Annotated in this window: 11 protein-coding genes and 4 pseudogenes; 11 read left to right on the top strand and 4 right to left on the bottom strand. The window is 40.5% G+C overall.

What is annotated here, in order from left to right; translation table 11 throughout:
* Positions 1 to 235: 235 nt before the first annotated feature.
* The 3 genes from V7L20_RS13985 to V7L20_RS13975 are packed head-to-tail and all read left to right on the top strand — an operon-like array spanning position 236 to position 2,965.
* Entirely contained in the window at positions 236 to 685 is a 450-nt protein-coding gene (locus tag V7L20_RS13985) for a sensor histidine kinase (protein WP_442943542.1), read from the top strand.
* An 11-nt stretch (positions 686 to 696) separates the two neighbouring features.
* A complete protein-coding gene (locus V7L20_RS13980) occupies positions 697 to 1,110 on the top strand; it encodes a response regulator (protein WP_442943544.1) in 414 nt (137 codons plus the stop codon).
* A complete protein-coding gene (locus V7L20_RS13975; protein ID WP_334744661.1) occupies positions 1,076 to 2,965 on the top strand; it encodes a hybrid sensor histidine kinase/response regulator in 1,890 nt (629 codons plus the stop codon). Before V7L20_RS13980 ends, V7L20_RS13975 begins: the two co-directional genes overlap by 35 nt.
* A 104-nt stretch (positions 2,966 to 3,069) precedes the next feature.
* Here the strand turns inward: V7L20_RS13975 and V7L20_RS13970 are convergent, their stop codons facing one another.
* A complete protein-coding gene (locus tag V7L20_RS13970; RefSeq protein WP_334744660.1) occupies positions 3,070 to 3,270 on the bottom strand; it encodes a hypothetical protein in 201 nt (66 codons plus the stop codon).
* Positions 3,271 to 3,360: 90 nt separating this feature from the next.
* Here V7L20_RS13970 and V7L20_RS13965 point away from each other — a divergent pair, with 90 nt between their 5' ends.
* Positions 3,361 to 3,744: a nuclear transport factor 2 family protein gene (locus tag V7L20_RS13965; RefSeq protein WP_334744659.1), complete on the top strand. Its 384-nt coding sequence runs from the start codon at positions 3,361 to 3,363 to the stop codon at positions 3,742 to 3,744.
* A 102-nt stretch (positions 3,745 to 3,846) separates the two neighbouring features.
* On the opposite strand, the pseudogene V7L20_RS13960 reads toward V7L20_RS13965, so the two are convergent.
* Positions 3,847 to 3,933: pseudogene (locus V7L20_RS13960) on the bottom strand (IS5/IS1182 family transposase); the annotation flags it as partial.
* A gap of 380 nt (positions 3,934 to 4,313) precedes the next feature.
* Between V7L20_RS13960 and V7L20_RS13955 the strand changes: the two are divergent.
* On the top strand, positions 4,314 to 4,559 hold the full coding sequence (locus V7L20_RS13955) for a hypothetical protein (protein ID WP_334744658.1): 246 nt from the start codon (positions 4,314 to 4,316) through the stop codon (positions 4,557 to 4,559).
* Positions 4,560 to 4,681: 122 nt separating this feature from the next.
* Here V7L20_RS13955 and V7L20_RS13950 read toward each other — a convergent pair whose 3' ends face one another.
* Positions 4,682 to 5,005 carry a hypothetical protein gene (locus V7L20_RS13950; protein ID WP_334744657.1) on the bottom strand — a complete coding sequence of 108 codons (324 nt, stop codon included), beginning with the start codon at positions 5,003 to 5,005 and terminating at the stop codon, positions 4,682 to 4,684.
* Complete coding sequence (locus V7L20_RS13945) at positions 4,983 to 5,147, bottom strand: hypothetical protein (protein ID WP_334744656.1); 165 nt, start codon at positions 5,145 to 5,147, stop codon at positions 4,983 to 4,985. Before V7L20_RS13945 ends, V7L20_RS13950 begins: the two co-directional genes overlap by 23 nt.
* A 431-nt stretch (positions 5,148 to 5,578) precedes the next feature.
* Here V7L20_RS13945 and V7L20_RS13940 point away from each other — a divergent pair.
* From V7L20_RS13940 to V7L20_RS13915, 6 genes and pseudogenes are all read left to right on the top strand, one after another.
* Positions 5,579 to 6,095 (top strand): annotated as a pseudogene (locus V7L20_RS13940) (hypothetical protein); the annotation flags it as partial.
* A 526-nt stretch (positions 6,096 to 6,621) separates the two neighbouring features.
* Positions 6,622 to 6,786: a hypothetical protein gene (locus tag V7L20_RS13935; RefSeq protein ID WP_334744655.1), complete on the top strand. Its 165-nt coding sequence runs from the start codon at positions 6,622 to 6,624 to the stop codon at positions 6,784 to 6,786.
* Positions 6,783 to 6,971, top strand: a pseudogene (locus V7L20_RS13930) (helix-turn-helix domain-containing protein); the annotation flags it as partial. The gene V7L20_RS13935 and the pseudogene V7L20_RS13930, both read left to right, overlap by 4 nt.
* 71 nt (positions 6,972 to 7,042) lie before the next feature.
* Positions 7,043 to 7,762, top strand: a pseudogene (locus V7L20_RS13925) (hypothetical protein).
* Positions 7,735 to 8,418 carry a hypothetical protein gene (locus V7L20_RS13920; protein ID WP_334744654.1) on the top strand — a complete coding sequence of 228 codons (684 nt, stop codon included), beginning with the start codon at positions 7,735 to 7,737 and terminating at the stop codon, positions 8,416 to 8,418. The pseudogene V7L20_RS13925 and the gene V7L20_RS13920 overlap by 28 nt, the downstream one beginning before the upstream one ends.
* A 392-nt stretch (positions 8,419 to 8,810) precedes the next feature.
* Complete coding sequence (locus tag V7L20_RS13915) at positions 8,811 to 9,611, top strand: SDR family NAD(P)-dependent oxidoreductase (protein WP_334744653.1); 801 nt, start codon at positions 8,811 to 8,813, stop codon at positions 9,609 to 9,611.
* Positions 9,612 to 9,626: the final 15 nt, after the last annotated feature.

Genomic DNA, 9,626 nt, shown 5'->3' with positions numbered 1-9,626 from the left:
TGCGGTGAGCGTAGCGATCGCACTTCACCTGCCCACTTAACCAAATTCATACCTAGCAAGCTTTTTGGGCTTTTCTATCCGTCGAACTCACGTTAATAAAGAGCGATCGCTCCCAGCAAAAATCCTAATTGTATAATTTTTTACAAAAATCTTACTAATAGCTCTGTATTGATGGGGCTGGGAACAATAATATTTTTTATATTTATCTACAAATTAATCCTCTGTCAGCCACGATTTGCAAGAGCCACTGCGTAAGATTAAAAGCTTTGGTGATCGCCTCAAAACGACCTATGGCGATACGTTAATTGAACAAGGACGTGACTACCTAGAACGAATGCAGAATGCTGCATTGAGAATGCAAACATTAATTGAAGACTTGTTGACACTTTCACGATTTACTACCACGCAACCTTTTGTATCAGTAAATCTTATAAAGATTGCCCAAGAGGTATTGTTTGATTTAGAACTTTATGTGCAACAAACTGGAGGAACTGTAGAAATAGGAGAATTACCCACCATTGAAGTCAATTCTTTACATATGCGTCAATTGCTGCAAAACCTCATTGGTAACGCCTTCAAATTCCACCGCCCACAGATATCACCTGTTATCAAAATCTATAGTCAATTTTCAACAATCAAGCAGATAACATCTTTAAAGATTCTGAACTTTGTCAAATCATCGTAGAAAATAATGGTATTGGTTTTGAAGAAAAATATCTTAATCGAATTTTCAATGTTTTTCAACTGATGTATTATCTATACCACCGTGGTAGATATGCTAACAACAGCAGTTTACCGCATCCGCATTTGATTCTATTAGATTTGAATATGCCTAGAATTAGCGATCTTGAGGCACTCAAAGAGATAAAAACTGATCTACAACTACGGCGAATTCCAATCGTCATACTGTCAATATCACGAGGTAAAGAAGATATATATAATACTTACGATTTGGGTGCGAACTCTTTTATTACTAAGCCAGTAACTTTTGCTTCATTAGTTGAGGTTATGAAGACTTTAGTCAAATACTGGTTTGAAATAGTCAAACTGCCACTAGAAGCCGTGGGAGAGAAACATGGACAACAACCCTATCAAAGTTCTGTTCATTGATGATGATGAAGATGACTATATTTTGACTCGTTATTGGTTCAGTGAATTTCAGGTAGCAAACTGCCAACTGGAATGGGTAAATAATTATGAAGCAGCAAGAAATGCGATCGCTCGCTACCAATATGACATTTATCTTGTAGACTACCGTTTGGGGCCAGATAGTGGACTGGAACTTTTGCGCGAAGCAATTGCCAACGGCTGTTGTTCTCCGATAATTTTGCTGACTGGCCAAGGCGACTGGGAAATAGATATTGAAGCGATGAAAGCTGGAGCCGCAGATTATCTTGAAAAAAGCCAGTTGACTGCACCTTTATTAGAGCGTTCTATCCGTTATGCCATTGAGCGTAAACAAACAGAACAGAAAATCCGCGAACAAGCCGCTTTACTAGATATTGCCACCGATGCAATTTTTGTGTGTGATTTGGACAATAAAATTTTATTTTGGAACAAAGCTGCTCAGAGTCTGTACAGTTGGAAAAAAGAAGAAGCTATCAATAAAAAAACACGAATTCTTTGGCATGAAAAACATGTGTCTCAAGTTGAAAAAGCACTTAATATTATGATGAAAAATGGCTCTTGGGAGGGTGAGTTGCATCAAAAAACAAAATCAGGTAAAGAAATTATTGTTAAAAGTCGTTGGACACTGGTACATGAATTCGGTAATAAAGCACAATCTATCTTGATTGTTAACACTGACATCACACAAAAAAAACAATTAGAAGCACAATTTCTCCGCGCCCAGCGATTGGAAAGTATTGGTACTTTAGCCAGTGGTATCGCTCACGACTTAAATAATATTCTTACCCCGATTTTGATGACAGCCCAACTGTTAGAACCACAAGTCGCTGATGAGCGTTCTCGGCGACTGTTGCAAATATTGATTACAAACACTAAACGTGGGGCTACTTTAGTTAAACAAGTATTATCTTTTACTCGCGGAATTGAGGGCGATCGCACAATATTGCAATTAAAGCATTTAATAACAGAAATTAAGCAAATTATTAGAGAAACTTTTCCCAAATCCATTGAAGTTTCCACTCAAATTCCGCAAAATCTTTGGACTGTATACGGTGATGCTACACAACTGCATCAAGTATTGATGAATTTATGTGTCAATGCTTGTGACGCTATGCCAAATGGGGGAGCTTTAAAAATATTGGCAGACAATCTATTAATTGATGAAAATTACGCTAAGATGCATATTGATGCTAAAGTTGGTCACTACATTGTGATTACTGTTAGTGATAGCGGAATTGGTATTCATACAGAAATATTAGCTCGGATATTTGAGCCATTTTTTACGACTAAACAACTGGGTAAAGGTACAGGTCTTGGTCTTTCTACAGTACTTGGCATTATTAAAAGCCACGGCGGTTTTATCGACGTAGTAAGTGTTCAGGGAAAAGGCAGCCAATTTAAAGTATATTTGCCAGCACAAGAGGCGGCAGAAACTATAGAAGAACAAGAGCAGGTATTACCTTCTGGGCAAGGAGAATTAATTTTAGTTGTAGATGACGAAGCTGCTATTAGAGATGTAACAAAAACGTCTCTAGAAAGCCATAACTACAAAGCAATTACAGCTAGTGATGGCATTGAAGCAATAGCCTTATATGCAGAACATCGAAATGAAATATCTCTTGTATTAACTAATATGGTCATGCCGTCAATGGATGGAATAACTACTATCCGCACCTTGAGAAAAATTAACCCTAATGTAAAAATCATTGCTGTGAGTGGACTGACTTTGCAAGATAAAGTTAATACAGTTTCTGACATGGGTATCAAAGCCTTTTTATTCAAACCTTATACAGCTAGCCAATTACTGCAAACTATAAATACAGTCAAAAATAATTAGGAGTTGGGGATTGAGCATTGGTGTCAACTTAAGAAAAAATCTGCTTTGAGAGGACATTTTGCCCTAATCCCCTAACCCCTTCTCCCAATTTGGGATTCAGGGAACTAGAGAATTTGCTCCCCTCTGGCAAAATTGCCTTCAGGGTTGGGGGTGAAGGTCAAACCTGGAAAGTTCGCCAAATCTAGCTTATACGTTAAGTTGACACCTATGTACTGAGCTACTTGTACTGAGTTTCGACTGCGCTTAACTAACGCCTGTCCTGAGCATAGTCGAAGTAAGTCGAAAGGAGCCGAAGTATTGGGCATTAGGAATTACTAATTTATTTTTCAAAGCTGAGAGTTATAATTTAGGAATTCCTAATTCCTAACTCCTAACTATTAACTATTTAATTCCCCATGACTAAGGATGAAGTTTTAGCAGCTAATGCAGCTTTTTATCGAGCTTTTGAGAGAAAAGATATTGAAACCATGAGTGCAGTATGGTCACAAGGAACTGGTAGTTTTTGTATTCATCCTGGAAGTAATATACTGCGAGGTTGGAAGGAGATTCGCTCCTCTTGGGAGCAAATATTTAAAAACACCGCTTATATTGAAATAAACACAGATATAATTGCTACAGAAATAAATGATAAAATTGCTTATATTGTGTTGAGAGAAAATGTGTTCCAAGTGGTAGGTATAACAAGACTTGAAGCACAATCAACAGCTACAAATATATTTCAGTTCCTTGGCGGTAAGTGGTATTTAGTTCATCATCAAGGTAGCCCAATTTTGCGGTGAGGGAGTAGGGAATGGAGGAGCAGGGAAAGAAAACTAATGACTAAGAACTGATTCAAAAACCAAAACTTAAGCTATTATTCGCTTTAGGATCAGATGAATAAATTAGCCATAAATTATTGCTTCACTTAATTTTATATACAAGTTACAATCCTGACTCAAACGCCGAAATCGATTGAGCCATCCGAATGAATGTGCGTTCTACAATCGATCACTTTTGTAATCGCTCATTTTAAATTATTTGATTTCGAGCAAGATAATAAACAAACAATGGGCGGTTAAGCAGATGACCATAAAATTGACATCAGAAAAAGCCAGAAAGTCAAAAAACTATAAAATTCAGTTCAGAGACTTCTTTAGCGTAAATGCAAGACCTAAAGAATTGCCCTACCTTTTGGTTTAAATCTGAATTGATATAAGGAGCAGTTTGCGATTTATGATCGGGGGTGCTTAGGAGTTAACTTAAGCTAGATGCTTGTATTGATAGAAAAAGCTTTAATGCAACTATTGAGATTGTCTTCGCAGTCTGGCGGCTGACAATCTCCCTATCGAATCTAAAAACACAAGACATCATGAGTCAAGGAAGCATAATATCTCTCGGTAGTGTTAATGCAGATTTTCAAGTAAGGGTTGACCGCCGTCCAGACCTCAGTGAAACACTCCTTGCTAATGATTTTCTTCAACATCTTTTAGATCGAGGAGTCAAAAATGCTTGTGTGAATCCCCAGAGAGTTTTTTTGCGGCTGCCCAAACATCAACACAGTTCCAAGCTGACTCATAAGAATCATGTACATGAGTGCATAGCTCACAAAGCTTAGTGTTATCGGTTCTAACACTCAGTCGCCATTTGCCAGCTCTTTGAACGGAATCAATAATTTCCAAAACCTCAACTATTCCCATAAAGAAGTCATGTTTGTAGTGTTCGCAAATTAATCTAAATTTAATCAAACGGATTGTCTTCTTCCATCTTGTGTAAATCCTGAAATTCCCGAATTTTGAAAGTTTCTTGAAGCTGCAAGTAATTTTCAATATCCTTCATGGAAGTATAGAGACGATTTGTGCGATGCTCCATCACTTCTTTAGTTTGCCCAATCAACAATGTTATAGTGTCTTTCCGATTTACGTAATCTTGAATATGTAAATCGAGCCTATGTTCTAAGTCTGTGATTTTTTTACCATTATCAGCATGTTCTTTTAAATCTTGCTCAATTTGAGCAATTGAGAAAGAAATGCGATTAATACTAGTAACAATTTTTATTCCCAAGCCAGCCTCTAGCAGCTTGATTAATGTTGATCATCCCCCATAAATCAGCATCATTATGCTCATCATCAAGTCCGACCGCAAGTAAATCGATATCATCTTGTGGAGTCGAGATAATTCCAGTTCTTTGAGCTATGGCACTCATTAAGCACCTTCTGGCGTGAACTTGTAGGAACGTTTAGCCGATGCGGTTGCGGCATCACGCCAAGTATCAGCTAGAGGAGTAAGAATGATTAAAAGCCGCTTGATAAGTTTGCCCACCAACAGACTGTCCAAAAGGGGCAGAGTAAATATCTACATCGGGTTTGAGATACACTCTCTTTGCATTCGTGAGAGGTTAAGATAAAATCATTTTTGTCAATTAGTAATCATGCTGAAAGTTTACTGAAATAGTAAGTATTCAATTAATCTTTGTACTGCATTTGAAGGCAAGAATGAATGATGCTTTTAAATGCCAAGTAAATACCAAGCGATCGCTAGCCCAAAAATTCTGTTGATTAGCCCCATTTTTCTGATAACTTTAAGTACTATTACTTATTGAGAAAAGCTCTCTAGTTTTAACCTCTCACCGATGATAAGCAATTAGGATTACGAGATAGAATTCTGAATTTATCGTTAATGGTGGCAGCAGTATTAACACTATTGTGGCGACAAGTTCCTGGAGTTCAAGAGTTGAATCGTTTGCTAGCACTCGTATGGTTTATTATGGTGTGGTGTTACCAAAGTTGCCCAACAATCACTCTCAGAAAGATTTTTAGTATTCCCAGCAGACTTATTTGAGAATGTCTTTAAAGATTTGTTGCCTCAATTGCAATTTAATTGGCAACGAAGACTCAGGCGACCATTGCCAGATAGTGTTAAATTTGCACTCTGTAATTTTGAACTAATTTGGATTGCTGATGAATTATCTCTGCCTTTCGACCGTATTTCTTTAGAGATGATTTATCGAGGTCTTCATCATTTTAATGTTGCCTATGACAAAGGCAAAGCTGAAGACCCTATTAAATACTTTGCTGCAAAAGAGAATCAAGATTTAGGAGTAGTCAAAGCACTGCGAAAACCAGTCTCCAAGCTGGATTTATCCCCTTTTCCCGCACCCTCTTGACAAAAGTGCAATCACTCTAATCTCTCACCGATGGTTAACCAGTGCCTTGTCAGCATTGATGAGTAGAAAATTTTAGTCATTAGCCCTCCCCAATCCGCACCGCGCGATCGCAAAACAAAACCGCCCACACCTCAAAGGCAGGACGGTTTTATTCAGGATTTTCATTAATTTCTGTTTCTGGCATAGGCTCATCGAATCTGCCTATGAGTCCTAGTATTTTTACCCTTAATTCTTCTGCTTCTTGTGCAAACTCCTTTTCAGATTCATTACTTTCTTTACGTCTGAGGTCAAGTCTTTCTTGATGTGCGTGAACATATTTGTAATATCTAGTTTCAAGATTTGCTAGATGCTCTAGGACTTCCCCAAAAGTTGCATTGATATGTTTGTTGTCATGTTCACCTCTATTTCTCCGTTCGCCAGAGCGCGAATCATCGTACTCAAATCCTTGTACCCTAGTCCCAACGTACTCAACATCGTAATTAGCAACGAGCCAGATGAGGAGGAGGGAGGCTAATTGAAAAAGCGATCACGCCTCAAAAATGAAATTGGTAAAATCTTGGGAGAACAGTTAGATACTGAAAAAGCACAGGGCCGTCCAGTGAAGCTGGTTAGGAATCGCATTGCGGACTGCATGAGCGCGGTTACTATTTCGGGAACTGGTAAAGGTTTTGACCAATGACTAATACCTATTTAAACATCCAGCGACTAGCAGCCCTAGTCCGTAACAAACGCGGTAATAGAGGACTGCACGAAGCATCCGCAGAAATTGGTAATGTATCGCCATCTACCTTATCAAGAGTAGAAAATGGCAAAATGCCCGATATGGAGATATTTATCGCTCTGTGCAACTGGCTACAAGTACGCCCAAGTGATTTATTCTTCACTGATCAGGAGTCCCGGCGCGGGGGTGGCACGGGGAGGATTATCGCGGACACATTTTTTGGGACGAAACCTTTGTGCTACCATTTCTGTCTTGTCGCTTTCCAGAAATCGCGCGATCAATGCTGCTATATCGTTACCGTCGCCTCAGTGCAGCAAAAATTGTTGCCCGTCAACACGGCTACAAAGGGGCAATGTTTCCCTGGCGCAGCGCCAGCACTGGACGTGAAGAAACACCCCGTTTTCAGTTCAACCTGCTTTCAAGGCATTGGCTACGCGATCGTACAAACTTGCAGCATCACATTAACGCTATCATTGCCTGTAATCTGTGGCGTTACTACAACCTCACCGACGATCTTGCCTTCCTGATAGACTAGGGGGCAGAGATGATGGTTGAGATTACCCGTTTTTGGGCGAGTATTGCAACCTATAATCCTGACCTCAATCGCTACGACATTTGCGGTGTGATTGGGCCTGATGAATATTACACCGCTTATCTAGATGCCGCAACTCCCGGCATCAACAACAATACCTACACAAACGTCATGGCAGTCTGGACGCTCTGTCAAACACAGGAAGTTCTCAATCTACTACCGCCTTCCTGCCGTCGTGAATTCTGCGATCGCCTCAACCTGAGCCAGGAAGAAATCAACCATTGGGATACTGTGAGCCGGAAGATGCACGTAGTTTTTGACGATGACGGTATTTTAAGCCAGTACGAAGGATTTGATCCTTGCAAGAATTTGATGTGCAGCCGTTCTCTAATCAGCAGGTAAATTTAATCTTGGAAGCAAAAGGGGATGATATCAACCGCTATCAGGTTAGCAAGCAAGCAGATACTGCGATGCTGTTTTTTTTACTATCTGAGACAGAATTGACAACATTACTAGAGCGTAATGGTTATTCCTTTAATCAGACACAAATGCACAAGACGATCACTCATTATCTCCAGCATACAGTGCATGAGTCCAGCCTCTCCCGACTTGTGTATGCTGGGGCTTTTGCTAGATGCGATCGCCTACGGCGGGGCGCAGCCCATCGCGAAAAATCCTGGCAGCTATTCATGGAAACACTGTTTGCCGATTTATCGGGGGCGAGTAGTCAAGAAACAAAAAATGGCATCCACTTGGGAGCAATGGCAGGTACACTCCATCTCCTTGGGCACCATTACCTTGGGTTACACGCTTACGGCAGTAACATTTGTTTAGATCCATACCTTCCAACTTCACTAAACCGATTTCGCGTTAGCCTTCAGCATCAAGGGAATGATTTAGAAATTGAAGTCATCGACAGTCATCTAAATGTAATAGCATCGCCAATTAACTCATCATCCGTTCAAATTGTTTGCTGGGGTGATGTGATGGATTTACAACCTGGTACTTCAATCACTTTTAACGTGCTAGATTTGGTTTCCTCAGTTAAGAACCATTGACCTTGAGAGGTAGATGTTCTATTAATGACGCTCAAATACACAGTTGTTATCTTTCACTAGGAAGACGCGATCGCACAACTGCTTCCTTAGTATGGTAAGAGTTGAAAGCTTGTAATCGGCTCAGACCCGAATGGCACTAAGTTAAGATACAGCTCTTGCCCTGACTGCTTCCCAGCCTCTAGACTAGGAAACTATACTGTGAGGCTCCGTCTCCAGTGGCTTGACCAGAGGTAGAACTTCTCGGAATACATTCCTAGCCTCCAGGCTGGGAACGAAGCAATATAAGCTTTAGGCTTTACAAGTGTACCATTCGGCTCAGACCCTCTGGTAACAAAAGAGATTTTGCCATTGCAAGTAAGTATTAAGCACTTAACATAGGAGTTTTGAAGATTATGAATCAGACGTTGACCCGTCCCCTGGCCGTTGTCACAGGTGCGTCTAATGGTATCGGCTACGAACTCGCCAAACAATTTGCTCAAAATGGCTTTGATCTCGTTGTCACAGCCACCGGATCTAGCATCAATGAAGCAGCTGGTGCTTTTGAGGAACTAGGAGCTAAGGTTGAAACCGTACAGGCGGATCTTGCCACTTATGATGGAGTCGAAACCCTAATTAACCAAATTCAAGCCACTGGAAGACCAGTGGAAGCGATCGCAATTAATGCCGGAGTCGGGGTAGGTGGCAAGTTCACTGAGACTGACTTGCAGGAAGAACTGAATCTCATCAACCTGAACGTGGTTTCATCGGTTCATCTCGCCAAACGGGTGGTGAAGGATATGGTAGATCGTGGTAACGGCAAAATTCTCTTCACATCGTCAATTGCAGCGCTCATGCCTGGCCCATTTGAGGCGGTTTATGCAGCGTCTAAAGCCTTTATTCACTCATTTGCAGAAGGACTCCGCAACGAATTAAAAGATACGGATGTAACAGTCACAGCGCTCATGCCTGGCCCAACAGATACAAACTTTTTCCACCGAGCCGGAATGGATGATACTAAGGCGGGTGCAGACAAGAAGGATGATCCAGCTATTGTTGCTAAACAGGGATTTGAGGCTCTGATGGCGGGCAAGGATGACCTCGTTGCAGGCTCATTAAAAACCAAAATTCAAGGCAATATCAGTAAGGTTTTGCCGGATACCGTTAATGCACAACAGCACCGCCAACTCACTGAACCAGGCTCGGCTAACAAGTAATTGCAAACATTTAAA

The sequence above is a fragment of the Nostoc sp. genome (assembly GCF_036916735.1).
GTDB lineage: Bacteria > Cyanobacteriota > Cyanobacteriia > Cyanobacteriales > Nostocaceae > Nostoc.
Note: the sequence above shows the minus strand (reverse complement) of the source record. Positions and strands in the feature narration are given on the sequence as shown.

What these genes read in the sequence shown, in the direction of transcription:
- V7L20_RS13955 (WP_334744658.1), top strand. Translation starts at nt 4,314, where the DNA reads ATGAGTCAAGGAAGCATAATATCTCTCGGTAGTGTTAATGCAGATTTT.
- V7L20_RS13975 (WP_334744661.1), top strand. Translation starts at nt 1,076, where the DNA reads ATGGACAACAACCCTATCAAAGTTCTGTTCATTGATGATGATGAAGAT.
- V7L20_RS13945 (WP_334744656.1), bottom strand. Translation starts at nt 5,147, where the DNA reads ATGAGTGCCATAGCTCAAAGAACTGGAATTATCTCGACTCCACAAGAT.
- V7L20_RS13970 (WP_334744660.1), bottom strand. Translation starts at nt 3,270, where the DNA reads ATGCCCAATACTTCGGCTCCTTTCGACTTACTTCGACTATGCTCAGGA.
- V7L20_RS13915 (WP_334744653.1), top strand. Translation starts at nt 8,811, where the DNA reads ATGAATCAGACGTTGACCCGTCCCCTGGCCGTTGTCACAGGTGCGTCT.
- V7L20_RS13965 (WP_334744659.1), top strand. Translation starts at nt 3,361, where the DNA reads ATGACTAAGGATGAAGTTTTAGCAGCTAATGCAGCTTTTTATCGAGCT.